Origin of the sequence: Qipengyuania sp. (assembly GCF_964227205.1) — a bacterium.
Lineage (GTDB): Bacteria > Pseudomonadota > Alphaproteobacteria > Sphingomonadales > Sphingomonadaceae > Qipengyuania.
Map to the genome: position 1 here is coordinate 1,014,758 of NZ_CAXQVB010000002.1, position 25,377 is coordinate 1,040,134.

26 protein-coding genes and 1 tRNA gene are annotated in these 25,377 nt (G+C 63.5%); 14 read left to right on the plus strand and 13 right to left on the minus strand.

The features are described from left to right. The first annotated feature begins 131 nt into the window (after window positions 1-131). Window positions 132-2,171, plus strand: coding sequence for a putative bifunctional diguanylate cyclase/phosphodiesterase (locus tag ACEQZ0_RS07030; RefSeq protein WP_370189729.1), 2,040 nt, complete (start codon window positions 132-134; stop codon window positions 2,169-2,171). A gap of 15 nt (window positions 2,172-2,186) precedes the next feature. After that, window positions 2,187-2,654, plus strand: a complete 468-nt coding sequence (locus ACEQZ0_RS07035; protein ID WP_370189731.1) for a BLUF domain-containing protein — start codon at window positions 2,187-2,189, stop codon at window positions 2,652-2,654. Here ACEQZ0_RS07035 and ACEQZ0_RS07040 read toward each other — a convergent pair. From ACEQZ0_RS07040 to ACEQZ0_RS07050, 3 genes are read right to left on the minus strand one after another with little or no spacing between them, the layout of a single operon-like run. Continuing rightward, window positions 2,651-3,400, minus strand: coding sequence for an N-acetylmuramoyl-L-alanine amidase (locus ACEQZ0_RS07040; RefSeq protein WP_370189733.1), 750 nt, complete (start codon window positions 3,398-3,400; stop codon window positions 2,651-2,653). The two genes, ACEQZ0_RS07035 and ACEQZ0_RS07040, sit on opposite strands and share 4 nt — an antisense overlap. Next, the gene (locus ACEQZ0_RS07045; protein ID WP_370189735.1) at window positions 3,397-4,056 is read right to left on the minus strand and encodes a histidine phosphotransferase family protein; all 660 of its coding nucleotides are present in this window, start codon (window positions 4,054-4,056) and stop codon (window positions 3,397-3,399) included. The genes ACEQZ0_RS07040 and ACEQZ0_RS07045 overlap by 4 nt, the downstream gene beginning before the upstream one ends. Before the next feature lie 34 nt (window positions 4,057-4,090). Beyond that, window positions 4,091-4,486, minus strand: coding sequence for a M67 family metallopeptidase (locus ACEQZ0_RS07050; RefSeq protein ID WP_370189737.1), 396 nt, complete (start codon window positions 4,484-4,486; stop codon window positions 4,091-4,093). A gap of 16 nt (window positions 4,487-4,502) precedes the next feature. On the opposite strand from ACEQZ0_RS07050, the gene ACEQZ0_RS07055 reads away from it, so the two are divergent. Both ACEQZ0_RS07055 and rpoH read left to right on the plus strand, forming a co-directional pair. Then, entirely contained in the window at window positions 4,503-5,447 is a 945-nt protein-coding gene (locus tag ACEQZ0_RS07055) for an RluA family pseudouridine synthase (RefSeq protein WP_370189738.1), read from the plus strand. Window positions 5,448-5,569: 122 nt separating this feature from the next. Then, a complete protein-coding gene (gene rpoH, locus ACEQZ0_RS07060) occupies window positions 5,570-6,475 on the plus strand; it encodes an RNA polymerase sigma factor RpoH (RefSeq protein WP_370189740.1) in 906 nt (301 codons plus the stop codon). 72 nt (window positions 6,476-6,547) lie between these two features. On the opposite strand, the gene ACEQZ0_RS07065 is transcribed toward rpoH, so the two are convergent. Beyond that, window positions 6,548-7,894, minus strand: coding sequence for an amidohydrolase (locus ACEQZ0_RS07065; RefSeq protein WP_370189742.1), 1,347 nt, complete (start codon window positions 7,892-7,894; stop codon window positions 6,548-6,550). A gap of 111 nt (window positions 7,895-8,005) precedes the next feature. On the opposite strand from ACEQZ0_RS07065, the gene mtgA reads away from it, so the two are divergent. Together mtgA and ACEQZ0_RS07075 are read left to right on the plus strand one after the other, a co-directional pair. Further along, the gene (gene mtgA / locus ACEQZ0_RS07070; protein WP_370189744.1) at window positions 8,006-8,674 is read left to right on the plus strand and encodes a monofunctional biosynthetic peptidoglycan transglycosylase; all 669 of its coding nucleotides are present in this window, start codon (window positions 8,006-8,008) and stop codon (window positions 8,672-8,674) included. A 179-nt stretch (window positions 8,675-8,853) separates the two neighbouring features. Next, entirely contained in the window at window positions 8,854-9,765 is a 912-nt protein-coding gene (locus ACEQZ0_RS07075) for a cation diffusion facilitator family transporter (RefSeq protein WP_370189746.1), read from the plus strand. 73 nt (window positions 9,766-9,838) lie between these two features. Here ACEQZ0_RS07075 and clpX read toward each other — a convergent pair whose 3' ends face one another. Together clpX and ACEQZ0_RS07085 are read right to left on the minus strand one after the other, a co-directional pair. Continuing rightward, the gene (gene clpX / locus ACEQZ0_RS07080) at window positions 9,839-11,107 is read right to left on the minus strand and encodes an ATP-dependent Clp protease ATP-binding subunit ClpX (protein WP_370189748.1); all 1,269 of its coding nucleotides are present in this window, start codon (window positions 11,105-11,107) and stop codon (window positions 9,839-9,841) included. A 188-nt stretch (window positions 11,108-11,295) separates the two neighbouring features. Then, window positions 11,296-11,991, minus strand: coding sequence for an ATP-dependent Clp protease proteolytic subunit (locus ACEQZ0_RS07085; RefSeq protein WP_370189749.1), 696 nt, complete (start codon window positions 11,989-11,991; stop codon window positions 11,296-11,298). 265 nt (window positions 11,992-12,256) lie between these two features. On the opposite strand from ACEQZ0_RS07085, the gene ACEQZ0_RS07090 reads away from it, so the two are divergent. Together ACEQZ0_RS07090 and ACEQZ0_RS07095 are read left to right on the plus strand one after the other, a co-directional pair. Beyond that, on the plus strand, window positions 12,257-14,344 hold the full coding sequence (locus ACEQZ0_RS07090) for a TonB-dependent receptor plug domain-containing protein (RefSeq protein ID WP_370189751.1): 2,088 nt from the start codon (window positions 12,257-12,259) through the stop codon (window positions 14,342-14,344). 54 nt (window positions 14,345-14,398) lie between these two features. After that, window positions 14,399-15,763, plus strand: coding sequence for a cation:proton antiporter (locus ACEQZ0_RS07095; RefSeq protein ID WP_370189753.1), 1,365 nt, complete (start codon window positions 14,399-14,401; stop codon window positions 15,761-15,763). A gap of 61 nt (window positions 15,764-15,824) precedes the next feature. Here the strand turns inward: ACEQZ0_RS07095 and tig are convergent, their stop codons facing one another. Further along, on the minus strand, window positions 15,825-17,357 hold the full coding sequence (gene tig / locus ACEQZ0_RS07100) for a trigger factor (protein ID WP_370189755.1): 1,533 nt from the start codon (window positions 17,355-17,357) through the stop codon (window positions 15,825-15,827). Window positions 17,358-17,418: 61 nt separating this feature from the next. Further along, window positions 17,419-17,503: transfer RNA gene (locus ACEQZ0_RS07105), tRNA-Leu, on the minus strand. Between the two features lie 146 nt (window positions 17,504-17,649). Here ACEQZ0_RS07105 and ACEQZ0_RS07110 point away from each other — a divergent pair. Continuing rightward, a complete protein-coding gene (locus tag ACEQZ0_RS07110) occupies window positions 17,650-17,829 on the plus strand; it encodes a hypothetical protein (RefSeq protein WP_370189757.1) in 180 nt (59 codons plus the stop codon). 39 nt (window positions 17,830-17,868) lie between these two features. Next, on the plus strand, window positions 17,869-18,153 hold the full coding sequence (locus ACEQZ0_RS07115; RefSeq protein ID WP_370189759.1) for a DUF3297 family protein: 285 nt from the start codon (window positions 17,869-17,871) through the stop codon (window positions 18,151-18,153). Here the strand turns inward: ACEQZ0_RS07115 and ACEQZ0_RS07120 are convergent, their stop codons facing one another. Beyond that, a complete protein-coding gene (locus ACEQZ0_RS07120; RefSeq protein ID WP_370189761.1) occupies window positions 18,154-18,732 on the minus strand; it encodes a CHAP domain-containing protein in 579 nt (192 codons plus the stop codon). Window positions 18,733-18,852: 120 nt separating this feature from the next. Between ACEQZ0_RS07120 and der the strand changes: the two genes are divergently transcribed. The 3 genes from der (at window position 18,853) to ACEQZ0_RS07135 (ending at window position 21,085) form a co-directional block, all read left to right on the plus strand. Beyond that, complete coding sequence (der, locus tag ACEQZ0_RS07125; protein WP_370189763.1) at window positions 18,853-20,253, plus strand: ribosome biogenesis GTPase Der; 1,401 nt, start codon at window positions 18,853-18,855, stop codon at window positions 20,251-20,253. Between the two features lie 5 nt (window positions 20,254-20,258). Beyond that, window positions 20,259-20,771 carry a DUF2721 domain-containing protein gene (locus tag ACEQZ0_RS07130; protein ID WP_370189765.1) on the plus strand — a complete coding sequence of 171 codons (513 nt, stop codon included), beginning with the start codon at window positions 20,259-20,261 and terminating at the stop codon, window positions 20,769-20,771. Between the two features lie 107 nt (window positions 20,772-20,878). Next, window positions 20,879-21,085: a hypothetical protein gene (locus ACEQZ0_RS07135; RefSeq protein ID WP_370189767.1), complete on the plus strand. Its 207-nt coding sequence runs from the start codon at window positions 20,879-20,881 to the stop codon at window positions 21,083-21,085. Window positions 21,086-21,091: 6 nt separating this feature from the next. Here ACEQZ0_RS07135 and bfr read toward each other — a convergent pair whose 3' ends face one another. From bfr to ACEQZ0_RS07155, 4 genes are all read right to left on the minus strand, one after another. Further along, window positions 21,092-21,583 carry a bacterioferritin gene (bfr, locus tag ACEQZ0_RS07140; RefSeq protein ID WP_370189769.1) on the minus strand — a complete coding sequence of 164 codons (492 nt, stop codon included), beginning with the start codon at window positions 21,581-21,583 and terminating at the stop codon, window positions 21,092-21,094. Window positions 21,584-21,708: 125 nt separating this feature from the next. Further along, window positions 21,709-21,897, minus strand: a complete 189-nt coding sequence (locus ACEQZ0_RS07145; protein WP_370189771.1) for a bacterioferritin-associated ferredoxin — start codon at window positions 21,895-21,897, stop codon at window positions 21,709-21,711. A gap of 70 nt (window positions 21,898-21,967) precedes the next feature. Further along, entirely contained in the window at window positions 21,968-23,260 is a 1,293-nt protein-coding gene (locus ACEQZ0_RS07150) for a DUF418 domain-containing protein (RefSeq protein ID WP_370189773.1), read from the minus strand. A gap of 45 nt (window positions 23,261-23,305) precedes the next feature. Beyond that, entirely contained in the window at window positions 23,306-24,388 is a 1,083-nt protein-coding gene (locus tag ACEQZ0_RS07155; protein ID WP_370189775.1) for an SPOR domain-containing protein, read from the minus strand. A gap of 268 nt (window positions 24,389-24,656) precedes the next feature. On the opposite strand from ACEQZ0_RS07155, the gene ACEQZ0_RS07160 reads away from it, so the two are divergent. After that, window positions 24,657-25,373 (plus strand): AAA family ATPase, encoded by a 717-nt coding sequence (locus ACEQZ0_RS07160; protein WP_370189777.1) that lies wholly within the window; start codon window positions 24,657-24,659, stop codon window positions 25,371-25,373. Window positions 25,374-25,377 lie beyond the last annotated feature (4 nt).

Consider the following 25,377-nt stretch of genomic DNA (forward strand, 5'->3'; position numbering starts at 1 on the left):
GCAGCCCCCACCGCTTCGGGATTCGAATGCACCCGTGACTTCCGCTCCCCCACCACGGTGATTTCATTAACCTTTATTCCCTAGGCGCAACCAGTCCTGCGGCGGTTCGTGGGCGGTTACTCGAGGACTGCATGCGAATCATCGGCTGCATCGTGGAAGACCACAACCTCGCCTTTGTCGTGCTGGCGGCACTCATGTGCATCGCCGGCTCGATGGTGTCGACGACGCTCTTTCGGCGAACTCTGATCGCAGACGGCATCGCCCGCGTGCATTGGTGCTTCCTGTCCGCAGTTACGGCCGGGGCCGCCACCTGGGCGACGCATTTTATCGCGATGCTCGGCTACCAGCCACACGCGCCCGTATCTCTCGACGGTGCCCTCACTGTTGTCTCCGCACTGATCGCTGTGGGCGGGATCGGCCTCGGCCTCATGCTTGCTTCGGTCCCCATGCCACGGTTTGCACCTCTGATCGGGGGGGCGACGATCGGCCTCGCACTTGGCGCGATGCATTATGTCGGCATGTTCGCCTATCGCGTGGACGGCATCGTCCATTGGGATTGGCGCTACGTCTTCGCCTCGCTCGTGATTGCCATCACCTGTTCGATCTTCGCCATCCGGTTGCTGCGCGAGGACGACGCCCGTCACCGGGCATGGCCGGCGGGCATCTCTCTTGTGGTTGCTATCGTCGGTTTGCATTTTGCCGGAATGGCCGGCTTTTCGGTGTCTGCAATGGACGGCTATTCACGGGGGCCCGACAGCGAAGCATTCGCCGCGATGGCAGCGGCAATCGGAATGGTCGGCCTGCTGATTATCGGCACGGGCATTTCGACTTACCTGCTGGACCGCCGGACCAATTCAGACGGCGAGACGCGGATAGCGCACATCGCAATGCACGATGCGCTCACAAACCTCGCCAATCGCCACCAGTTCACCGAGGCGCTGCACGACCAATGCCAACTGCTCGAGCAGGATCACTCGCCTTTCGCGCTAATGATCGTCGATCTCGATCGGTTCAAGCCGATCAACGATACGCTAGGCCATCCGGTGGGCGACCAGGTACTCCAGCGCATCGCCAGTCGGCTGCGAACCGCCGTACGCGAGGAGGACATGGTAGCGCGCATCGGTGGCGACGAATTCGCAGTGATCGCATTCGACGCTTCGGACCGGGACACGATTACCGCCATCGCCGAACGTATCACCGAAATCCTCTCGCGCCCGATAGTGATCCAGGGCAATGTCGTCGAGCTGAGCGGCAGCGTCGGCCTGGCGCTCGCGCCGGAGCATGGCACCACCCCCGAATTGCTGATCCAGCATGCCGATATAGCCTTGTACTCCGCGAAGAATAACGGGAGGGACACCTATCGCGTGTTCGAACCGATGCTGATGGAAACGATCAAGCGTCGTCGTTCACTCGAGGCAGCCCTGCGGCGGGCGTGCATGCGCGACGAGTTCACCCTTGTCTATCAACCCGTCTTCTCCTCGGTGAACGGCAAGATGACTTCGGCCGAGGCCCTGCTGCGCTGGACCTGCGCCGAGCATGGGGAAATTCCCCCGAGCGAATTCATACCCATCGCCGAAGAGCTGGGCCTCGTCTCGCGGATCGGTGCCGACGTGCTGCGACAGGCGTGCAGCGATGCCGCGACATGGCCCGACGACATCGATCTGGCCGTCAACGTCTCGCCGGTTCAGTTGCTCGATCCGCTCCTGCCCCAGACAGTCGGTCAGGCGCTGGCCGATTCGGGTCTCGCCCCCGGACGGCTCGAGCTCGAAATCACCGAAACCGCGCTGCTCAACAATGACGAGGCGGCGCTGCGCACGCTCACGCAGATACGCAAGCTGGGAGTGCGCATTTCGCTCGACGATTTCGGAACAGGCTATTCTTCTCTGAGCTATCTGCACCGTTTCCCGATCAGTCGGATCAAGATCGACAAGAGCTTCATCCAGAAACTGCCCGACGACAGCGGCAGCGTCTCGATCGTCCGAGCCATCACGCAGCTCGGCTCGAGCCTCAGCATGAAGATCACTGCCGAAGGGATCGAAACCGAGTCCCAGCTGGCATTCATTCGCGAGCAGGGCTGCGACGAGGTGCAGGGCTTCCTCACCGGGCGCCCGATCGCTTCCGCTGCCTTCCTTGCCCAAACCGGCAGGCAAGCCGACATCGTCAACGCCTAGTTCCGCGAGGGTATCATGCCGATCCGAAGGTTACTCTACACGAGCGAATCACGCCTGAAGCCCGCCGCGCTGACGGTCGAACAACAGGTTGCCGCGATCGCGCGGCAGGCCGCGGCTCGGAACAGCGAAGTCGGGATCACCGGATTGCTCGTCTTCGTCGAGGGCCAGTTCATCCAGATTCTGGAAGGCGATAGCGACACGGTGGAGGCAACCTTCGAACGGATCTGCTGCGACTTCCGGCATGCGCAGGTGAAGCTCGTCGACCTGGTGGCCGTGAAAGAGCGCCTCTTCGACGGGTGGGACCTGGCGCTCATGTGCGAAGGCGAGGATTCCGGATCACCGCTCGACGAGGACCTTCGCAACGTGCGCTATCTGCTGGGGATCAACGCGCGCGTCGCAGTCGAAAGAATGCATGAATACCTGCTCGGTCGCAGCGATATGCCCTTCACCCCGGCAGGACAGGGCGAACAACTCCCGGGCTAGCGCGTGTGTCCGCGGTCCCGATCGAGCAAAAGCTGGAACAGGATCGCACGCACTTCGCCATCGATTTCGCCGTCGATCCTCTCGGGGCGCCATCTCCGCTGGAAGGCTTCCACGGCCTTGTGTCCATCGGTGATATCGTAGCCGAACCGCTCGAGCCCGAGGTAGAAGGCCGCATCGTTGTCGAACGGATCACCCCGCTCGAGCTTTGCCGGACGCGGCAGGCACAAGCCGTATTCGGCGAGCCGGTCCCATGGAAAAAGTTCGCCCGGATCGATCTTGCGCGCCGGGGCGACATCGGAATGGCCGACCACGTTGGCGCGCGGAATATCGTACCGCTTCACCATCCGCGCCACCAGCGGCACCAGCGCCTCGAACTGCGCCTCGTTGAATTCGCGATAGCCGTATTTGTGCCCAGGATGGTCGAGCTCGATGCCGATACTCGCCGAATTCACGTCCTTGTGGCCGCGCCAATAGGATAGCCCGGCGTGCCAGGCGCGCTTTTCTTCGGGAACCAGGCGTACGACCTCGCCCTGCTCGCCGATCAGGTAATGCGCCGAAACCTTCGCTTCGGGATCGCACAGCCGTTCGATGGCGAAGCCCTTGTCCTCCATCTCGGTGTAATGGATCACAACCATCGAAATGGGGGTGCTGCGCTCGTCGAAATTGGGCGACAGCACCTCGCGGTCGACCAACTCGTCCTTGCTGGCGGGAAGGCCCTCGCCAAGCTTGCCGAAATCAGAGCTCAACCGATCAGCCCCTCGCCTTCGGGCAAGGCCGCGCCGAGCACCAGCGCGTCTGCGCCCCGGTGATATTGGAGCCCGCCGCCGCTCTCGCTGGCGAGGAGGTGGATCATATGCGCCGCCGCCGTCCGGCTGCTCAGATCGGACCGGTCGAGCGAGCCGTCGAGCGCCTTGCCGATGGTCTCGTCGAAGGCGATTTTCGGGCCGGTAGCACGCACCACGATCTCGCAGGCCCCGTCGCGACGTTCGGCGCCGATATCGAGCGTGCCCCCGCGGACCAGGGAATCGATCGCGATCTGGGCGAAGTTGAGCAGCACCTTGACCGCCGGCTTGGCCAGCGTGGCATCGGCCAGAGCCCAGTTGATCGCGATCTTCGCCTTGTCGGCCACCAGCGCCTCGACCAGCGCCTTTGGTTCCTCGACATCGACGCGTTCGCCGAATCCGCCCGCAGCGCCGAAAGCGAGGCGGAAAAATTTCAGCTTGTTGGTGCTGATCTGCGCGCTCTGTTCGAGCAGCTGCATGACATTCGCACGCATTTCCGGATCGGTTTCCATCGCCAGCAGCTCGAGCCCGTTGGAAAGCGCCCCTACCGGGCTGAGCATGTCGTGGCACAGGCGCGAACATAGCATCGCGGCAAGATCGATCGATTGGCGGTCGTCCATTGGGGTTCCGGTTGGTGAATGACGGGTCAGGGTCTTAGCGGGGGGCGGCCTCATAGGGAAGCGCCTCGAAATCCGCATCCCCCGATCGCCACAGCGTGATTCGCCCCGCCGCGATTATCGCCCAGATCGCCCCGTCGCGCGCGGCCTTCTTGCGATCGTCTGGGGAAGGCTCGGTGCGCCCGTTCGGGTGCGAGTGGTAATAGCCGAGGACACCCGGTCCGCCTTGACGGGCCGTCCGATGGGCATCGACAAGCACTTGCGGATCGATCTCGAAATGGCGTTCGGGCTCCGGGTGCACGTTTGCGGCGGGCACGACCGAAGTGATCGCCTGGCCATCGCCCAGCAAGATACCGCAACATTCTTCCGGATGTGCGGATGCGGCCTCGACGAGGAGGCGAACGATGACATCGCTTGAGACTTGGACCGGCATCGCCCATGGCCCTAGCATGGCCAAGGGCGAAATCATCACAGGAACGCTGGCGACGGGCGCGCGCCTCGACAAGGCCCTCGCAGAGGCGACGGGCCTGTCGCGTGAACGGGTGAAAGGCCTTATCGCGGACGGCGCTGTCGAAATTGCCGGCACACCCGCCAAAAGCGGTTCGACCAAGGTCGAAGCCGGCATGCATTTCGTCATTGCCCTGCCACCACCCGAGCCGTTGGCCGCCGAACCGCAAGACATTCCGCTCGACGTGGTGTTCGAAGACGAACACCTGATCGTCGTGAACAAGCCTGCGGGCATGGTCGTCCACCCCGCCGCGGGAAATCGCGACGGGACGCTGGTCAATGCCTTGCTTCACCATTGCAAGGGCCAGCTTTCGGGGATCAACGGCGTGGCGCGGCCCGGGATAGTCCACCGGATCGACAAGGATACCAACGGCCTGCTGGTGGTGGCAAAATCGGATGCCGCGCATGAGGGACTGGCGAAACAGTTCGCAGACCATTCGATTATCCGCCGCTATCTCGCTGTCTGCGCGGGGCACCCCAACCCGCCCTCGGGCACGATTGCGGGCCGGATCGGGCGATCGGACAGGGATCGCAAGAAGATGGCCGTCCTGCCCGACGATGCCAGTCGCGGGAAACCTGCGGTGACCCATTTCGAAACGCTACGACGGCTCGACCATGCCGCGCTGATCGAATGCCGGCTCGAAACCGGGCGCACGCACCAGGTCCGCGTTCACTGTGCGTCAATCGGTCATGCGCTATTGGGAGACCCTGTCTATGGACGCACTCCCAAGGCCCTCAGGTCGCTGCTCGACGAACTCGGTTTTCGCCGCCAGGCGCTGCACGCGGCGCGGCTGGGATTCAAGCATCCTATCAGCGCTGAAACCTTGGATTTCTGCGCCGAACTGCCCGCCGACATGCGGGAACTCATCGATCAAACCGCTCGTTGAAATCGATGAAAGACGTGTGCAATCCGGACCGTGTCCGCTATACGTAACCATAGTGGCCCGAAGGTCGGATGCCCATCAGGGGTCCGACGAACGAGGTCGACACTAGAAAGGTCAGGGTACAAGTGAGCAATACCAAAACTTTGAGCGTTCCGGCGCTCGGCGGCGAGCAGAGCCTCAACCGCTACCTCTCCGAAATCAAGAAATTCCCCGTGCTGACGCAAGAGCAGGAATACATGCTCGCCAAGCGTTACGAGGAACATCAGGACACCGAAGCTGCGGCGCAGCTAGTGACCTCGCACCTGCGGCTCGTGGCGAAGATCGCCATGGGTTACCGCGGCTACGGTCTTCCGGTGTCGGATCTCATTTCCGAAGGCAATGTCGGCCTGATGCAGGGCGTGAAGAAGTTCGAAGCCGATCGCGGTTTCCGGCTCGCCACCTACGCCATGTGGTGGATCAAGGCGAGCATCCAGGAGTACATCCTTCGTTCGTGGTCGCTCGTGAAGATGGGCACCACCGCCGCGCAGAAGAAGCTGTTCTTCAACCTGCGCCGGATGAAGAAGAACCTCGACGCCTACGAAGACACCGATCTCCACCCCGACGACGTGAAGAAGATCGCCACCGATCTCGGCGTGCCCGAGCAGGAAGTGGTCAATATGAACCGCCGCATGCTGATGGGCGGCGACGGCTCGCTCAACGTGCCGATGCGCAATGGCGAGGAAGGTTCGGGCGAATGGCAGGACTGGCTGACCGACGATACCCCGCTGCAAGACGAACTGGTCGCCGATGCGCAGGAATCCGAAGTACGTCACGACATGCTGGTCGAGGCGATGGACAGCCTCAACGACCGCGAGAAGCACATTCTCACCGAACGCCGACTGACGGAAAACCCGCAGACGCTCGAAGAACTGAGCCAGGTCTACAACGTCAGCCGCGAACGCATCCGCCAGATCGAGGTGCGCGCCTTCGAAAAGCTGCAGAAGGCGATGAAGGCCATCGCGGGCGAAAGGCTGCTGCCGGGCGTCGCCTGATCGCCCCGTCAACGGACAGGAAAAGGCCGCCGGCTCCGCTTGGAGCCCGGCGGCCTTTCTGTTGGCAATCGCTCAGGGCGCGGGCGCGAGATCCAGCACCGCGGCAACCATCGCCTCGGTACCCAGCGTCACCGATTCGCGCGGTGCGATCTTGAACAGCGGGGAATGATGCGAAGGGACCGGGGGGCCGCCGGCATCTTCGGCATCGAAGGCCGCCTGCGGCGTTCCTCCAACGGCAAAGTAGTAGCCAGGCACGCCGTATTCCTCGGCAACGAAATAGGCGAAATCCTCCGCTCCCATGCCCTTCTGCTCCCACGGCTCGAACACGTCTTCGCCAAGGTCGCGCTTCATCACCGCATTGAGACGGCGGGCTAGTTCGGGATCGTTGTTCGTCACCGGCGTGCCCTCGGACACGGTGACGGTGACCGGCAAGTCATCGGGCAGGCCGTGCACCCTGCCCATGTTGACGGCAATCCGCTTGATCGCGGCGAGCAGCTTGGCGCGGGTCTCCTCGTCGTTGGCGCGCACGGTCAGCTGCAGGTCGGCGCGGTCGGAGATGATGTTGTGCTTGGTGCCCGAATGAAATGCCCCGACGGTAATCACGGCGGGCTTCAGGGGTTCGATTTCGCGGCTGACGATCGACTGGAGTGCCGCCACGATCTGCGAAGCGATGTAGACCGGATCGCGCCCCATATGCGGGCTCGCCCCATGCGCGCCGACGCCGGGAACCATGATGTCGACCGAATCCGCGCTCGAATATTGAATGGCTTCCGAGGCGGAAATCTTGCCTGTGGCGAGCCCCGAGGAAACGTGGAAGGCGAGCGCATAGTCGGGCTTTCCGAACCGGTCGTAGAGGCCATCCCTGAGCATCGCTTCCGCCCCGCCCACACGCTCTTCCGCCGGCTGGACGATAAACATCAGTGTGCCTGCCCACTTGTCCTTCATCGCCATCAGGCGGCGCGCCGTTCCGACCATCGAGGTAATGTGCACGTCATGCCCGCAGGCGTGCATGACCGGATAGTCCTGACCGTCCTGGCCCGTCTGGGTAACGGTGGAGGCATAGTCGAGCCCCGACTTCTCGCGTAGCGGCAGCCCGTCCATATCGGCGCGCAGGAGGATCAGCGGTCCGTCGCCATTGCGCGCCATGCCAACGACGCCCGTCCCGCCGACACCCTCGGTCACATCGAGGCCCGCAGCGCGCAGCTCGGCCGCCATACGCTTGGCGGTTTCGGTCTCGAGAAAGGACAGTTCCGGATGCGCGTGGAAATGGATGAAAAGGTCTTCGAGATGGTTGTTGTAGTCGGCTTCCACGGCCTGCTTGACCGCAGCGGGATCCGCCGCCGCCGGCGTGGCCGAAAGCGTCACCGTTAGTGCCAAAGTCGCGGCCGAAGCTGCCCGACCGAAAATTGCCTTGCGCATGAATTACTCCCTCCCGGCGCCCCTTGGCCGGAGCGCGAGAAAAGCACGCGCAGCCGTGCTCCGCAAGTTGGCAGATTGCCTAGCCGACCGGGCCCGGCTAGACGCGCCTTCATGCGCTGGGTGGTCCGTTTCCTGTTCAAGACGATGGTCGGCTTCCTCGGCCTCAGCCTGGCGCTGGTACTGCTGTTCAAATTCCTGCCGGTTCCGGTCACCGCGACCATGCTGCTCGACGGTAACGGCATCACCAAGGACTGGACTTCGCTCTCCAATATCGATCGCAACATGGTGCGCGCCGTGATCGCGGCAGAGGACGGCAAATTCTGCACGCATGACGGCTTCGACCGCGAGGCAATCGAGAAGGCGATCGAGAACAATGCACGCGGCGGCCGGATCAAGGGCGGATCGACCATCAGCCAGCAGACCGCGAAGAACGTGTTTTTGTGGCAAGGCGGCGGTTATGTCCGCAAGGGCTTCGAAGCCTGGTTCACCGTTCTGATCGAGCAGATCTGGGGCAAGCGCCGGATCATGGAGGTCTATCTGAACGTGGCCGAGACGGGCATCGGGACCTATGGCGTGGAGGCAGGGGCCCGGCGCTATTTCGGTTCTTCCGCCGCTTCGCTCACCCCGCTGCAGGCGGCAAGGATGGCGGCGGCACTGCCACTGCCGAAACAGCGCTCAGTCAAGAACCCGCGCGGTTGGCTGGCACGGCACGGCAACACAATCGCCGCGCGCATCGGCCAGGTGCGGCGCGACGGGCTGGACGCCTGCCTCTACCAATAGCAACGGTAAGGCCCCGGATAACAATGGGTTGCAAGCGCCACGCGTTTCGATATGATATATTGTGTATTCGCGATGATATTCCGTATCTTGCTGTTTTAATTGTTTTTCTTGCCCCGTGACGGGGCCTTGCGATAAGCGAACCCAAACGGATGTCGCAATCGGAGTGATCGAGCACGGTTATGGGAGCGGGTCACGGCCATACGCATGATCACGGGCATGGCCACGCCCACGCCCCGGCGGATTTCGGCAATGCCTTCCTGATCGGTATCGTCCTCAACACCGCTTTTGTCGTGATAGAGGCGATATACGGCTGGATTTCCGGGTCGATGGCGTTGATCGCCGATGCCGGACACAACCTTTCCGACGTCCTCGCGCTCCTGCTCGCCTGGGGGGCGAGCGCCGCCGCCAAGAAGCCCCCGTCAGAGCGTTTCACCTATGGCTTCAAAAGCTCGACCATCCTCGCCGCACTGCTCAACGCCGGATTGCTGCTGGTCGCCATCGGTGCGATCCTGTTCGAAACGCTCCATCGAATTGCCCAACCCGCCACGGTCCAGGGAGAGACCATGGCGATCGTCGCGGGCATCGGCATCGTGATCAATGCCGGTACAGCGGCCCTGTTCATGCGCGGCCAGCACGACATCAACATACGCGGCGCATTTCTGCATATGGCAGCCGATGCGCTGGTCAGCCTCGGCGTGGTCATCGCCGGCCTCGCGATTATCTGGACCGGCGAAGCATGGATCGATCCGGTCGTCAGCCTGGCCATCGTGCTCGTGATCGCCTGGAGCACCTGGGGGCTGCTGAAAGACAGCGTCGCCATGAGCATGCTCGCGGTACCCAAGGGAATTTCGGAAGCCGACGTACGCGCCTACCTCGCCGCCCTCCCTGGGGTCGAGGCGCTGCACGATCTCCACATTTGGCCCATGAGCACCACCGAAACCGCGCTGACGGTCCACCTCGTCATGCCCGGCGGCCATCCGGGCGACTCCTTCCTCGCCAAAGCCGCGCAGGACCTCGATCACCACCACCGCATCGGTCATTCCACGTTCCAGATCGAGACCAGTCGGGCGGTCTGCGTCGCGTGCTGCTGAGGTTGCACGAAAAAGCCCGCCGGAATCGGCGGGCCTTTCCATAATCGCACCGGATAGGAAACGAAGCGCCCCGTCAGGCAGCCGCTTCCTTCTCGTCCTTCTTGCCGCCGTGGACCTGGATCGGCTCCTTCTTGCCCTCGACAACGTCCTTGTCGATCACGATCTCGGTGACGCCATCGAGGTCGGGCAGGTCGAACATCGTGTCGAGCAGGATCGCCTCGACGATCGAGCGCAATCCGCGTGCACCGGTCTTGCGCTTGATCGCGCGCTCGGCGATCGCGCGCAGCGCTTCGTCGGTGAAGGTGAGTTCGACATCCTCGAGCTCGAACAGCTTGTGGTACTGCTTGACGATGGCGTTCTTGGGTTCCTGCAGGATCGTGACGAGCGCATCGACATCGAGATCATGCAGCGTCGCGATGACCGGCAGACGGCCGACGAATTCGGGGATCAGGCCGAATTTGAGCAGATCTTCGGGCTCGCTCTTTTCGAGCAGCTCGCCCACGCGGCGCTTGTCGGGATCGGCGACATGCGCGCCGAAGCCGATTGAGCGCTTCTGCAGGCGGTCGGCGATGATTTTGTCGAGACCGGCAAAGGCGCCGCCGCAGATGAACAGGATATTGGTCGTGTCGACCTGGAGGAATTCCTGCTGCGGGTGCTTGCGGCCGCCCTGCGGCGGGACCGAAGCCGTGGTGCCTTCCATCAGCTTGAGCAGGGCCTGCTGCACGCCTTCGCCCGAGACGTCGCGCGTGATCGAGGGGTTTTCAGCCTTGCGCGTGATCTTGTCGATTTCGTCGATATAGACGATGCCGTGCTGTGCCTTCTCGACATTGTAGTCGGAAGCCTGGAGCAGCTTGAGGATGATGTTTTCCACGTCCTCGCCCACGTAACCCGCCTCGGTCAGCGTGGTGGCATCGGCCATGGTGAAGGGCACGTCGAAAGTGCGCGCCAGCGTCTGCGCGAGCAGCGTCTTGCCCGAACCGGTCGGGCCGACGAGCAGGATATTCGACTTGGCCAGCTCCACATCGCCGGCCTTGGCGCCGTGCTTCAGACGCTTGTAGTGATTGTGCACCGCGACCGAAAGCACGCGCTTGGCGCGGTCTTGCCCGATGACGTAATCGGCCAGCGTAGCGCAGATTTCGGCCGGCGTCGGAACGTCGCCTTCCTTCTTGCCGGCCAGCCCGGCCTTGGTTTCCTCGCGGATGATGTCGTTACACAGCTCGACGCATTCGTCGCAGATGAACACGGTCGGGCCCGCGATGAGCTTCCTCACCTCGTGCTGCGACTTGCCGCAAAAGCTGCAATACAGGGTCGATTTGCTGTCGGTACCGCTCAACTTGGTCATATCCTAACGTCTTTCCCGCGTGGCCGCCGGCAGAATTCCGACTTTAGGCCGCACGAGACATGGGTCAATATCATAGGTAGCGCAGACCCCTTGCCACAAGCTGAAGCGGCAAGGTTGCTCAATTCCTACGACAAATTCGTAACAGTCCCGCGCGGGTACAGGTCCCGCGCGCGGACCCGAGCACCGGATCAGTCGGGCGCGCCGCCCGATCCCTCGGAGTCGCCACCTTCCGATTCGGGCCGGGTTTCGAAAACCTTGTCGACGATGCCGAACTTCATCGCTTCATCGGCTTCGAGGAAGGTGTCGCGGTCCATCGCCTTCTCGATATCGTCGAGGCTCTGGCCGGTATACTTCACATAAAGGTCGTTCATGCGCTTCTTGATGCGCAGGATCTCGCGCGCCTGGATCTCGATGTCGCTGGCCATGCCGCGCGCTCCGCCCGAAGGCTGGTGAACCATGATACGCGCATTGGGCAGTGCGATACGCATGCCCGGCTCGCCCGCTGCAAGCAGGAAGCTGCCCATCGAGGCGGCCTGGCCCATGCAGACGGTCGACACGCGCGGCTTGATGTATTGCATCGTGTCGTGGATCGCCATGCCGGCCGTTACCACGCCGCCAGGCGAATTGATGTACATGCTGATCGGCTTGGAGGGGTTCTCGCTTTCGAGGAATAGCAGCTGCGCGGTGATAAGCGACGCCATGCCGTCCTCCACCTGCCCGGTGACGAAGACGATACGTTCGCGCAGCAGGCGGCTGAAGATGTCGAAGCTGCGTTCGCCGCGGCTGGTCTGCTCCACGACCACGGGCACGAGCGCACCGGTTGCGGGGTCGCGGGTGAACTGGCCTTGGGCGCCGTGGGCATCGCTGCCGAACAGGTCGATCATGAAGAATCCTCTTGTCGGGTCAATCGGGCGCCTATGTCGCCATGCTGTCCGCGATGTTCAAGGGCTTTAACCTTCGAAAGCCGCGGATATGTCGGTCGTTGGGAAAACCGGCGTCCATTTGCTTCCCGTCGGCCACCCGATGTCGCCCGTCCTGGGTCGCAAACCGTTGGTCGGATGACGATCACCCCCGGTCGAGGCGGAATTGGCGTCTTCGGTTACAAGCGTAAACGCTCGACCCGAGAGACCCTTGGGAGAACCCGTTTTCATGACCTTTCGCAGGCTTACCCTGGCCGCATCCACCTTTGCCCTGGCTGCCGCGGCAGGCGCCCCCGCCTTTGCCCAAGATGATGAAGAAGGCGTGCCCGCCGCGCCGGCCCCGACCGCTGGAGCACAGGTGTTCGAGCCTCCCTTTTTCGCCCAGTTCGCCCCCCGTAACGCCCTCGACATGGTCAACCGGATTCCCGGTTTTTCGATCAGCGGTGGCAATGACCAGGGACAGCGCGGGCTCGGTCAGGCGACGCAGAATGTGATCGTCAATGGCGAACGCTTCTCCAGCAAGTCCGAAAGCGTTCGCGACCAGCTGCGCCGAATTCCTGCCGCCGACGTCGTCAGGATCGAGATTCTCGATGGCAATGCGACGAGCATTCCGGGCCTCACGGGGCAGGTTGCCAATGTGGTCTACACCACCAGCGGGGCGTCGGGGCAGTTCCGCTGGGTCACGGGATTCCGTCCGCACAACACCGAAGCCCAGCTTTATGGCGGGGAAATTTCGGTTACCGGCAGCAGCGGCAAGCTCGACTACTCGGTGTCGTTATCGAACGACAACAACCGCTTCGGTGCCGACGGCCCCGTCCTCATCACCGACGGCGAGGGCGCCTTGATCGAGGAGCAGTACTCGAAATTCTCGGGCAAGTTCGACAATCCCAAGCTGTCAACAACCTTTGCGTATGACTTTGGGGGCAACGTGCTCGCCAATCTCAATCTCAGCTATGGCGAGGACTTCTTCTGGCGCCGCGAGCCCGAAATCGCGACGCCCGTCTCCGGTCCGGTTCGCACCCGCGATTCGCGTGCGCATGAAGATGGCCCGCAGTACGAGATCGGTGGCGATCTGCAGTTCCCGCTCGGACCGGGGACGATGAAACTGATCGGGCTCGAACGGTACGAACGCGACAACTTCAGCGCGACGCTGGTAGATAGCTTCTCCGACGGCAGAGCCGCTACCGGCTTTCGTTTCGAACAGACCAATGGCGCGGGCGAGCGCATCGGGCGCTTCGAATATGGCTGGAAGCTGTGGGATGCCGATTGGCAGCTGTCGGGCGAAGCGGCATTCAATCGTCTCGACCGCAGGTCCAACCTGTTCGAGCTCGCGCCCAATGGCGAATTCCGCCAGCTAGCCTTCCCACAGGGCAATGGCGGCGTGACCGAGGATCGCTACGAGACCAGCCTGAGCTTCTCGCGCTCGATCTCGAAGACGCTCTCGGTCCAGCTCATCGGGGCGATGGAATTCTCCAAGATCGAACAGACCGGATCGGCGGCCAATTCACGCAGCTTCAAGCGACCCAAGGGCTCCTTTGCCGCGACCTGGAAGCCGTCCGACGATTTCGATGTATCGGTGACGGTGGCCCGCCGTGTCAGCCAGCTGTCGTTCGGCGACTTCCTCGCCTCGGTCTCGCTCAACGATGACAATGAGAACGGCGGCAACAACGAACTGGTCCCCTACCAGAGCTGGAACGTCGAACTCGAGGCGAACAAGAAGCTGGGTCCATGGGGATCGATCAAGCTCCAGGCGCGCCAGGCCTGGTTCCAGGATTTCATCGACTATTTCCCGCTTGCCAACGGGGGCGAGGCACGCGGCAATATCGGCGATGCCAAGCGGCTGCATCTGCAGGCCAACGCGACGATCAATCTCGACCCGATCGGCTTCAAAGGCGCCCGGATCGACGCCGAAGTGGTCAAGCGCTTCATGAGCGTCACCGACCCCTTCACTGGACTCGACCGCCCGTTTTCCTACGACCAGGAAGGTAGTTTCGACATCGACTTCCGGCACGACATCCCGTCGAGCGACTGGGCCTGGGGTGCCAATCTCAGCCACTATGACCAGGCGCCCTACTCGCGTCGTTACGAGAACGGGCGCGAATGGGAGGGGCCGGTGTTCGGCTCGCTGTTCATCGAACACAAGGATGTGCTCGGCCTGACGGTACAGGCGCGCGCGAGCAATCTACTCGGCGCGCGCAATTATTGGCGACGCACGGTCTATGACAGCCCGCGTCCCGACGGCGATGTACTGTTCCACGAATATCAGGACCGCCGGATCGGCCCGATCTTCCGCTTGACCGTGAGCGGGGATTTCTAGCTTCGGAGGACCTCTCCCGAGCTCAGCGCGTTATGTTGGGCAAGGGAGAGGTCCTTGGAAATCGATCCGCGTATTCTGATGTTCGTGGTGTTCGGCGCGGGACTGACCCTTGCCGTCACGATAGAACGCTGGCTGGCGCGAATTTGGCTTTCGCTGCCGATCGTTTATGTGGCGGCAGGATTTGCCATCTGGTCGCTTCCGCTTGGGCTCCCGCACTTCAATCCTACGGTCGATGGTTTCGATGCGATGACGCTTGAATACGCGACCGAATTCATCGTCATCGCGTCTCTTATGGCGGCAGGCATCGCCATCGACCGGCCGGTCAGTTGGGCCAACTGGCGGCAGATCTGGCCTCTACTCATAATTGCCATGCCGTTGACCATCTTTGCCATGGCCTTGCTCGGGTGGTGGGCGCTGGGGCTGGCGCCCGCAAGCGCCCTCCTGCTCGGCGCCGTGCTGGCGCCCACCGATCCCGTACTTGCGCGCAGCGTCCAGGTCGGGCCACCGGGCGAGGATCAACGCCATGATGTCCGCTTCAGCCTGACCGCCGAAGCCGGCCTCAATGACGGGCTTGCCTTCCCCTTCACACACCTCGCGATAGCGGCTGTCGGAATGACGGCCTTGGGTAGCTGGACCTTGGAATGGGCAGCTCTGGATCTGACAAGGCGGATCGTTGCTGGTTGCGCCCTCGGCTGGGTGGTGGGTCGCATCGGTGCCTGGTACGTGTTCGAGCGAGAGGCCGACGCCCCCATGTCGGACATCGATGAAGACAGCGAAAGGTCGGCCGACCCGGTCTATTCGACCAGCGAAGGCCTGATCGTCCTCGGCACCCTGATGCTGGCCTATGGTTTGGCAGAACTGTTCCAAGGATACGGATTTCTCGCAGTGTTCGTAGGTGCGGTCACCGCCCGGCAGCGCGAAAATCGGAGCCGCTACCACAAGATTAGCCACCATTTCATCGACCAGATCGAGCAGATCGTTCTAGTCGCGGTGCTGTTCGGCTTCGGCGCGATGCTGGCTAGCGGCGTGCTGGAAGCGCTGACCTGGCCCGCGGCGCTGGTCGGGCTCGCGCTGATCCTCATCGTTCGTCCCGCTTCCGGGATGGTGGCGGAAATGAACAGCGACCTGCCCGCTATCGGAAAGCTCGCGGTCGCCTTTCTGGGCGTGCGCGGAATGGGTTCGATCTACTATCTCGCCTATGGCCAGAACCATGGAGCCTTTGGACAGATCGACGTGCTGTGGGCCACGGTGAGCTTCACGATACTCGGCTCGATCGTCGTGCATGGCATCGTCGCCGGTCCATTCATCCGGCACGTGGAGTACCGCAGGGCCCACATCCATCGGGGGCAGGACCCGAACATGGAATCGCTCTCGCCTGACCAGCCACGCCGGGAAATCGGCGAAAGGGCTCAAGGCTGAAACGACAAGAGGCGGCGGACCGCAATCCACCGCCCCTCGCGTGATGCCGGAATGACCGGACTTACTTCTTCGCGGCTGCCTTCTTGGCCGGGGCCTTTTTAGCTGCGGCCTTCTTGGCAGGGGCCTTCTTCGCCGCAGGCTTCTCTTCGGCCTTCTTGGCCGGAGCCTTCTTCGCAGCGGGCTTCTCGTCCGCCTTCTTCGAGTCGGCTTTCTTGGCTGCCGCCTTCTTGGCAGGAGCCTTCTTCTTCGGCTTCTCTTCGGTGGTCTCTTCGGCCTCGATCGCGGCTTCGAGTTCCTCGCGCGTCACTTCGCGGTCGGTGATCTCGGCCTTGTCGAAGAGGAAGTCGACGACCTTGTCTTCATACAAAGGCGCGCGCAGCTGTGCGGCGGCCATCGGCTCGGACTGGACGTACTGGACGAAACGCTCGCGGTCTTCGGCGCGGTACTGCTGGGCTGCCTGCTGGATGAGCATGTTCATCTCGTTGGCATTGACCTCGACGCCGTTCTTCTGGCCGATTTCCGACAGTAGCAGGCCGAGGCGGACACGGCGTTCGGCGATCTTGCGGTAGTCGTCCTTCTCGCCTTCCATTTCCTTCAGCATGGCTTCGGAATCGTCCGACTGCGCGGCTTCCTGCTGGAGCTGGGCCCAGATCTGGTCGAATTCGGCGTCAACCATGCCCTGCGGCACGGCGAAGTCATGACCCGCGGCCAGCGTGTCGAGAAGCTGGCGCTTCATCTGCGTGCGGGTGAGACCTGCGGTTTCCTGCTCGAGCTGGCCACGGAGCAGTTCCTTGAGCTTGTCGAGGTTTTCGAGGCCGAGGTTCTTGGCAAACTCGTCGTCGATCTTGGTGTCGGTCGGCACCTTCACCTGCTGGACGGTGACGTCGAACTGCGCTTCCTTGCCCTTGAGGTTTTCAGCCGGGTAATCTTCGGGGAAGGTTACGGTGATGGTCTTCTCGTCGCCGGTCTTCACGCCGGCGAGCTGTTCCTCGAAGCCGGGGATGAACTGGCCCGAGCCGATCACCAGCGGGGTGTTCTCCGCCTTGCCGCCTTCGAATTCGACCCCGTCGATGCTGCCGACGAAATCGATGATCAGCTGGTCGCCATCGGCCGCCTTCTTGGTCTTGGCCGCATCCTTGTAGCTCTTGTTGTTCGACGCGATGCGCTCGACAGCTTCCATCACCTGCTCGTCGGTCACCGGAACCGTCAGGCGTTCGAGTTCGAGACCTTCGACTTCGGGTGCCTCGATTTCGGGCAGCACTTCGACTTCGATGTTGAGCGTGGCATCCTTGCCTTCCTCATAGCCTTCCTCGAGCTCGACCTTGGGCTGCATCGCAGGGCGCAGCTTGTTTTCGGCCATCACCTTGTCGACCGATTCGCGGATCATGTCGTTGACCGTCTGCGCGTGGAGCTGCTCACCGTGCATCTTGCGCACCAGATTCGCCGGCACCTTGCCCGGGCGGAAGCCGGGCATCTTCACCTGCGGGGCGATCTTCTTCACTTCGCTGTTGACGCGCTCGTCGATTTCCTTGGCCGGAATGGTGACGGTGTAGGCGCGCTTGAGGCCCTCGTTGGCGGTCTCTTTGATCTGCATGGGTTGAAACTCGTGACTTTCCAAATGCGAAAATGCGATGGGGCTTTGCGCCGGGCGAAACTGGTGCGGGCGAAGGGACTCGAACCCCCACATCTTGCGATACTGGTACCTAAAACCAGCGCGTCTACCAGTTCCGCCACGCCCGCTAACCCGAACGAAGCTGCGCGAGAGGCGCTAACCTTCGCGTGTAGGCGCGTGCCTCTAGTAGAGAGCGAGAGAATGCGCAAGCGTGGCAAAACGCGGGAACCCGCATTGGCTTCCCGTGCGTTCCAGAGTGGAAAGGAACCGTCCCATGGCAACCCCACCCGACCCGCGACCGGACACGATCGAGCCCGGCTCGCCCGACGAAGTACCGCCCGCTGCCCCGCCTAACGAAGCGCCGATGGAGGATCCGCCGGGCTTCGAACCGCCGCGGCCCGACTTCGACGAACCGGACCGGGGGCCGGACGAAACGCCCCCGCCGCCCGATTGAACTTGCCCGCGCGCGCATGCCGCATTATCGGCGCGCGCCATGAGCGAAGAAACCAAGAGCCAGACCCCGCCCGACCACCTTTCGGTCAATCCTGGAAGCGAGCATTTCGATGTCGAGGTGCTGAAGCGCGGCGTGGGCATCCGGTTCAAGGGCAAGCAGCGCACCGATATCGAGGAGTATTCGATTTCCGAAGGCTGGGTGCGCGTCCAGGCAGGCAAGACCGTGGACCGTCACGGCAAGCCGCTGACGCTCAAGCTCAACGGACCGGTCGAAGCCTGGTTCGAGGATCTCGGCGACAACCCGCCGGTCGCCAAGGCCGACTGATTATTTCGCGAATTCGGCGAAGGCGCTGAGGAAACGCCGCGAAGTTTCCTTGCGCGCCGGCGCCATCGCGATCTGTGGGCGCGGCTGCGAGCGGCGGTCGCCATAGATGAAACCCGCAACGGGCCAGGCGGTCGTCCCTACCGCGCCGAGCGGGGCGTACCACACGCGGACCTCGCTCCAGTCGTTGGCGGGAGAGACGTCGATCGCCAGTACGTCCTTCTCGATCTGCCCCCGTCGCCCGTCGATCGGCGACCAGTTGGCGTGATCTAGCAGCACACGGCGCGAATCAAGAATACGGCTGACGGTGGCAACATGGCCCAGCGGCATGCTGGGGGTCTGACGGAAAGCCATGACCGCGCCCACCCTCGGAGCCTGGCCCGTCGCATAGCGCCCCTGTGCCTGGTCCCACCAGGTATAGGCATCGCCGTAGAGCTGGATCCCCGACACTTCTCGCGCATAGGGCACACATTGGAGGTAGGCATCCAGTTCGGCGCCATTGCCGGCGAAGCTGTCGAAATCGCCCGCCATCGCCGGAGTGGCGCAGGCGAGCAGGGCGAAAGCGGCAAATTCCTTCCTCATGGCGGCAGAAATATGCCGCCCGATCTTGCCGCCGCCCTTCGCATTAAGGTTAACGCGATTTAACCAAGTCGAGCGCGATGCTTGCAAAGCCGCGCGCGAAGCGCCACTTGCCGCGCCATTATGGTGCCCTCCTCTTCCAAGCCCACGGTGATCATCATCGGTCGGCCCAATGTCGGCAAGTCGACGCTCTTCAACCGGCTCGTCGGCAAGCGCCTGGCGCTGGTGGACGACCAACCCGGGGTCACGCGCGACCGCCGCTTCGGCGATGCGACGATCGCCGGGCTCGACTTCCAGGTGGTCGATACCGCCGGATGGGAAGACGAGGACGCGGAAAGCCTTCCCGGCCGGATGCGCAAGCAGACTGAGGTCAGCCTGGAAGGCGCCGATGCGGCGCTGTTCGTGTTCGACTCGCGCGCAGGGCTCACTCCCCTCGACGAGGAAATCGCGCGCTGGCTGCGCGAGCAGGAAGTGCCGGTGGTCTTGGTCGCCAACAAGGCGGAAGGCAGCCAGGGCGATGCCGGCATCTTCGAAAGCTTTGCGCTCGGCTTCGGCGAACCTGCCGCGATCAGCGCCGAACACGGCGAGGGTATCGCCGACCTCTTCGACCACCTCTGGCCGATCATCGGCGCGAAGGCCGAAGCCGCCGAAATCGAGGCCGAGATCGACGAAGAGGATGAGGAAGCTCTCCTAGCCGGGCCGCTCAAGCTGGCGATCGTCGGGCGCCCCAACGCCGGCAAGTCGACCCTCATCAACCGCTTGCTGGGCGAGGACCGCCTTCTGACCGGGCCTGAGGCAGGGATCACCCGCGATTCGATCGCGGTCGACTGGGAATGGCGCGATCCGCGCAGCGGCGAGACGCGCGAGATTCGCCTCATCGACACTGCCGGTATGCGCAAGAAGGCGCAGGTGACCGACAAGCTTGAGCGGCTCTCGGTCGCCGATGCGCGCCGGGCGGTCGATTTCGCGGAGGTCGTCGTCCTGCTGCTCGACGCGACGCGCGGCCTCGAATCGCAGGACCTCAAGATCGCCAATATGGTGCTCGAGGAAGGGCGCGCGCTGATGATCGCGATCAACAAGTGGGACGTCGCCGAAGGGGCAAGCGCACTCTTCAACGGCATTCGCGAGGCGCTCAACGAGGGGCTGGCGCAGGTGCGCGGCCTCCCGCTGTTCGCAGTAAGCGCGAAGACCGGCAAGGGGCTCGACCAGATGCTCGGCGCAGCCTTCGAACTGCGCGAAGCGTGGAGCCGCCGCGTGCCGACCGCAGCACTCAACCGTTGGTTCGACGATGCGCTCGAGGCCAACCCGCCGCCGGCGCCCAAGGGCAAACGGATCAAGCTGCGCTACATTACCCAGGCCAGCATCCGCCCGCCGCGCTTCGTCGTCTTCGGCACGCGGCTCGACATGTTGCCCAAGAGCTACGAGCGCTATCTGGTCAACGGCATTCGCGACAAGCTCGGCTTCGATGCGGTACCCGTCCGCGTCGTGCTCAAGGCTCCGAAGAACCCCTACCAGAAGGACTGAGGCGCATGCTGCTCGACATCCTCGCAGGAACGGGCGCGAGCGACCTGATCGAGCGGACCAGTTCGAGCTTGCGGGTCCAGCAGGTGGTTCAGCTGAGTCTGGCGCCAGCCTTCCTCCTGGCCGGGATCGGGGCGGTCATGAACGTCATGACCAACCGGCTGATCTGGGTCGCCAACAAGATCGAGCGCATTCTCGAGGCCGGCGAAGACGGCGACATCGAAGCCATGCGAGCGGAACTGCCGGCGCTCGAACGACGCCGGATCCATGCGCAGCGTGCCGTCATGTTCAGTACCGCATCCGCTCTGGCGATCAGCGTGGTCATCGTGCTGCTGTTTGTCAGCGCCTTCGTGGAGGCCGCGCTCGGGACGCTAGTGGCGGCTAGCTGGGTGATCTGCATGGGACTGCTGGTCGCCGGTCTGGGCTCGTTTCTGATGGAAACACGCACCGCCGCCCGGCGCAACCGCGAGCGTATGCGCGAACGGATGCGCGCGCGCGGAGCTTCCTCGACCAGTTCCTGACCGCTTCGCGACCAAGCGACGGGAATTCCGCGACGAAACGTCGAAGCGCTTCGCCTGCGGTTCATCTCCGCCCCGCGATATTCCTTTGGCGGGGCAAGGAGGTAAGCATGAGCAGACTGCGCGTGGCGTTTCACTGTTCGGCCGAGCTGGAGAACGAGACCTTCGCCCTCGAGGCGCTGGACATCGCGACTGCCCTGACCGTTGCAGACATCAATCTCGGCAGCGGCGGTGCCGAAATCTGGGAAGGCGACCACCGACTCGCCCGTCTGGCGAAGCTGGGCGGCGAACATGCGACTTTCTGGCGTGTCGGCTGAACCCGGTCAGCCGTCTTCCCCCTCGCCCGCCGGTTTGCTGTTGAGCTGGACGTAGTTTTCCAGGCCCATGCGCGCGATCATGTCGAATTGCGTTTCGAGGAAATCGACGTGTTCTTCTTCGCTTTCGAGGATTCGCTCGAAAATCTCGCGGCTGGTGTAGTCGCGCACCTCTTCGCAATGGGCGATGGCGTCTTTCAGTAGCGGGATCGCTTCCATCTCGACTGCGAGGTCGGCCTTGAGAATTTCTTCGACCGTCTCGCCGACCTTCAACTTGTGAATCGCCTGAAAATTAGGGAGCCCGTTGAGGAACAGGATCCGCTCGGCGAGCACGTCGGCGTGCTTCATCTCGTCGATCGATTCGTGCCGCTCGTATTCCGCTAGCTTGGTCACGCCCCAATCGGCGAGCACGCGATAGTGGAGCCAGTACTGGTTGATCGCCGTCAACTCGTTGGTGAGCGCCTTGTTGAGGAACTCGATGACCTTGGGATCGCCTTGCATGACCCGGCCTCCTTGCTGCTGAACTGGGCAAGGCTATGCGCTTCCGCACGGGCGTTTGGCAAGGGGGCGAGCAGCGAAAATTGGCGGAATTCCGCCAGTTGCGAGCGATTTTCGTTAGCGGATCGTTATGCCGCCGCAGGTACCAGACCGAATTCGCGCTCCTCCCGCAGGATGTCATCGGCCTCGTCGAGGCAGGTACCGCAACAGGCCGGCTTGCCCAGTGCGGCGTAGCACGCCTCCGCATCGCCCGAAACGTGGCGCGCGGCGCGGCGCAGCTCGCTTTCCCGGATGGCATTGCAGATACAGACGTACACTCGAAAACTCCTGCGACTGATTCGCATAAGCATATCTAGTGAGAACCGTTCGCATTAGCAAGCCCAGCCTTCACCGACGCAACGGAAACAGGCGACGATAGGTGAGGCAGCGCCAGAGCCACTCGAGCGGCCCGAAGCGGTACCGATCGAGCCAGGGTTTCGACCACAGCAGCATGAGCGCGCAGGCGGCGAGGGCCACGCCATAGAGTTCGCTCCGGCCAAGTTTCGCGAACAGGCCGCCAGCCCAGCCGTGAAACAGCAACAGCATCACCACCGAGGTGCCGAGGTAATTGGTGAAGGCGACCCTACCCGCCGCCGAAACCCGCCCCACGAGCGGGCCGGCGGCGCGCCGGCCCCACAATGCCAGCAAGGCAACCAGGCCGAGAACCGCTACGCCCCGCGGCAGCATCGACCACCCCACGATTGCGGCAAGCGTCCCGTAATAGGTCAGCCCACCGGATTTCGCCCACAATGCCACGGGCACGGTTAGCGCGGTTCCCGCCAGCAGCAGCACCCAGCCCCAGCGGCGCTGGCGGCGGGGGTCGAGGCGCCCGTCGAACAGGCCATAGCGATAGGCGGCCATACCGATCAGTATCAGTGGCAAGGTCTCGAACCAGGACATCAGGAGATTGAAAGGCAGGTCACCGGCATGCGCCGAGGCATTGTGTTCGACCCAGCCCGTGTAATCGCCTCCGGCAATCAGCTCTGTCTCGAAGCGGCCGTCGGCCAGACTGGCCTGCTTTTCAGCGTCGAGGCCTTCGGCCATCTGCGAATAGGCAGGGCGCTCTCCGACCGCGGTATCGGCCACGATGGGGAGAAATCCGACGAAGCCCCCGTAGAACAAGGCCCCGCCGATATAGCCGAGTACGCCCAGCACCAGCTGGTGAAGCCGCGGCAGGCCGACGAACAACAGTGCGGCGGCTCCGGCACAGGCGTAGAGAAACAGGATATCGCCGCGCCATAGGAAGAAGTAATGCACGAGGCCGAACAGGCCGAGCCAGAACAGGCGCTGAAGCTGTAGCCAGACCCCCTGCCCCCGCGCCCGGGCCCTCTCGAGAAAGAGGTACATCCCCGCCCCGAAGAGCAGCGTGAATAGACCTCGCATCTTCCCGTCGATCAGGACCAGTTGCGCAACCCACATCCAGTCTTCGGCCGTGCTGTGCGGAACCGCAAAGGCCGCCGGGTACAGATAGGCGGTCATCGGCTGACCGAAGGCGATGACGTTCGCGACCAGGATGCCCATGACCGCAAGCCCGCGGATGACATCGAGGCTCGCGATGCGGTCGCCGTCGGCCATGGCGATCGGGCGGGCGCTTTCGCCCTCAGCTACCGTACGATCAGCCGCCTTGCCGTAATCCCGCATGCCGCCGCATTAGCGCAGGCTGCGTCAATGCCAAGCCGGTTGCTGTCAGCGCGTGACGAGGCAATCCTGACCGCTGCGCTTGAGCGAGGTGCAGGCGGCGGTTGCCGCGCCTTCGCTGGCATAGCCATCCACGAGGAGCCGCGTCAGCCTGCCAGACTTGAGCAGCAGGCGGCTGCGCCCCGCGATTTCCGGTCGCCCTGCAAGCTTGGTCCACAGCCGCTCGGCATTGCCTGGCACGCCGAAAGCGCCAAGCTGGACTTTCCACGGACCGCTCGACGGCGCGACGCGGGCAGCGGTGGCAGAGGGGGTGCGTGCGGGCGCGGGCGCGGCGACATCCGACACACGCGGTGCGGCGACCGCTGCGCGCGATGGCGCTACCTCCGGCTGGCGGGCGATCACCGTGGGCTGTTGGGCGGGCAGCGTATAGTCTGCCCCGGCCGTCTGCGACTGGGCCGTGTTGCCGGCAACGCGCGGGGTCCCGGCTGGACGTGCGACCGGCTGGGGCGGAGGCGTGGTGACCACGGGCCCGGTCGGCGAATCATTGCCGAGTGCAAGGTCGGCTGCGGCCAGCTGACGCGCGCGCGCCGCATCGGCCTCGGCCTTGAGCGAGGCCGCGAGCGGCTGCGCCGCCTGACGATCCTCGAGCGGAATATATTCATCCATCTGCGCGAGCGCACCGCGCGCCTGCGGCAGTCCGGCGGAGTTGGCCAAGGTCAGCAGCGCATAGGCGCGCCGCCAGTCCTTCGCCACGAGGTCGCCGTTGAAATGGGCGATGCCGAGCAGGTACTGCGCCCGCGGGTCGCCCCGTGAGGCTGCAGCCGAAACATAGGGCATGGCCTCCTCGCGCGCGCCGCGCTGGAACAACAACAGCCCGTAGTTGTCGGCGGCCTTCACGTGCCCCTGCACCGCGGCCTTGGCATAAAGCGCTTCGGCCTGCGCGAGATCGGTATCGACCCCGCGACCCAGGCGATAGGCCTGCGCCATATTGAACTGCGCGTCGGGATCGCCTTCGGCGGCCGGCCCTGCCCATTCGCGCACGGCGGTGGCGAAATCGCCATTCGTCCATGCGTCGACGCCTGCCTTCACATCCGCAAGCGCCGGTCCGGACACCAAGGCCGATACAGCCATCGCTCCGGCTGCCAATCCCGCTTTCGCCCAAAGTCGCATCGCCAAAATTCCCATGCTGCCCGCCGGCGAACGCGCCGGTTCAGCGCCATCCTATAGTAAATCGGCAGTTAGCAAAGTGTTGCCGCCGATATGGCAGCCGGCCCGCCGCATCAATGCGGTGCCGGATTAACCCTAAATTAGGGGTAGTCTGCGATTTCCATGGCAAGACCGCGGTCGATGATCGCAGCTTTGTGAACTGGATACTGGCGCAAACCAGGGGGACCAAGTCTTGCGTGTATTGGCATTGGCATCGCAGAAGGGCGGATCGGGCAAGACCACGCTCTCGGGACATCTGGCGGTTCAGGCGCAGCGCGCCGGCGCCGGCCCCGTCGTCCTGATCGATATCGATCCGCAAGGATCCCTCGCCGACTGGTGGAACGAGCGGGCGGACGAATATCCCGCTTTTGCGCAAACCACCGTCGCCCGCCTCGCCAGCGATCTCGCAATCTTGCGCCAGCAAGGTTTCAAGCTGGCCGTGATCGATACGCCACCGGCGATTACCATGGCGATCCAGTCGGTGATCTCGGTCGCCGAGCTGATCGTCGTCCCGACCCGACCAAGCCCGCACGATCTGCGCGCCGTAGGCGCCACGGTCGACCTGTGCGAACGCGCGGGCAAACCGCTGGTCTTCGTCGTCAACGCTGCCACACCCAAGGCCAAGATCACTTCGGAAGCCGCCGTTGCCCTGTCGCAGCACGGCACCGTCGCCCCGATCACCCTTCACCATCGCACCGATTTCGCGGCCTCGATGATCGACGGTCGCACGGTGATGGAAGTCGATCCCGAAAGCCGCAGCGCCGCCGAAGTCACCGCGCTGTGGAAGTATATCGCCGACCGTCTGGAAAAGAATTTCCGCCGCACGGTCTTCGCCGCGCCGCATTCGCAATCCGCGATTCCCGGCATCCACCGTCCAGTCGGCGGCTTCGGTCGCCGCGTGGCCCAGTAACCCC

Bases quoted from the DNA above. Each gene is read 5' to 3' on its own strand.
- ACEQZ0_RS07115 (WP_370189759.1), top strand. From the start codon at position 17,869: ATGAGCGAAGAAACCAAGAGCCAGACCCCGCCCGACCACCTTTCGGTC.
- ACEQZ0_RS07065 (WP_370189742.1), bottom strand. From the start codon at position 7,894: ATGCGCAAGGCAATTTTCGGTCGGGCAGCTTCGGCCGCGACTTTGGCA.
- ACEQZ0_RS07035 (WP_370189731.1), top strand. From the start codon at position 2,187: ATGCCGATCCGAAGGTTACTCTACACGAGCGAATCACGCCTGAAGCCC.
- ACEQZ0_RS07090 (WP_370189751.1), top strand. From the start codon at position 12,257: ATGACCTTTCGCAGGCTTACCCTGGCCGCATCCACCTTTGCCCTGGCT.
- ACEQZ0_RS07150 (WP_370189773.1), bottom strand. From the start codon at position 23,260: ATGCGGGATTACGGCAAGGCGGCTGATCGTACGGTAGCTGAGGGCGAA.
- mtgA (WP_370189744.1), top strand. From the start codon at position 8,006: ATGCGCTGGGTGGTCCGTTTCCTGTTCAAGACGATGGTCGGCTTCCTC.
- ACEQZ0_RS07055 (WP_370189738.1), top strand. From the start codon at position 4,503: ATGGCCAAGGGCGAAATCATCACAGGAACGCTGGCGACGGGCGCGCGC.
- ACEQZ0_RS07030 (WP_370189729.1), top strand. From the start codon at position 132: ATGCGAATCATCGGCTGCATCGTGGAAGACCACAACCTCGCCTTTGTC.
- ACEQZ0_RS07045 (WP_370189735.1), bottom strand. From the start codon at position 4,056: ATGGACGACCGCCAATCGATCGATCTTGCCGCGATGCTATGTTCGCGC.
- clpX (WP_370189748.1), bottom strand. From the start codon at position 11,107: ATGACCAAGTTGAGCGGTACCGACAGCAAATCGACCCTGTATTGCAGC.
- ACEQZ0_RS07110 (WP_370189757.1), top strand. From the start codon at position 17,650: ATGGCAACCCCACCCGACCCGCGACCGGACACGATCGAGCCCGGCTCG.
- ACEQZ0_RS07130 (WP_370189765.1), top strand. From the start codon at position 20,259: ATGCTGCTCGACATCCTCGCAGGAACGGGCGCGAGCGACCTGATCGAG.
- ACEQZ0_RS07050 (WP_370189737.1), bottom strand. From the start codon at position 4,486: ATGCCGGTCCAAGTCTCAAGCGATGTCATCGTTCGCCTCCTCGTCGAG.
- ACEQZ0_RS07085 (WP_370189749.1), bottom strand. From the start codon at position 11,991: ATGATCGACCTGTTCGGCAGCGATGCCCACGGCGCCCAAGGCCAGTTC.
- bfr (WP_370189769.1), bottom strand. From the start codon at position 21,583: ATGCAAGGCGATCCCAAGGTCATCGAGTTCCTCAACAAGGCGCTCACC.
- ACEQZ0_RS07155 (WP_370189775.1), bottom strand. From the start codon at position 24,388: ATGGCTGTATCGGCCTTGGTGTCCGGACCGGCGCTTGCGGATGTGAAG.
- ACEQZ0_RS07120 (WP_370189761.1), bottom strand. From the start codon at position 18,732: ATGAGGAAGGAATTTGCCGCTTTCGCCCTGCTCGCCTGCGCCACTCCG.
- der (WP_370189763.1), top strand. From the start codon at position 18,853: ATGGTGCCCTCCTCTTCCAAGCCCACGGTGATCATCATCGGTCGGCCC.
- ACEQZ0_RS07075 (WP_370189746.1), top strand. From the start codon at position 8,854: ATGGGAGCGGGTCACGGCCATACGCATGATCACGGGCATGGCCACGCC.
- tig (WP_370189755.1), bottom strand. From the start codon at position 17,357: ATGCAGATCAAAGAGACCGCCAACGAGGGCCTCAAGCGCGCCTACACC.
- ACEQZ0_RS07135 (WP_370189767.1), top strand. From the start codon at position 20,879: ATGAGCAGACTGCGCGTGGCGTTTCACTGTTCGGCCGAGCTGGAGAAC.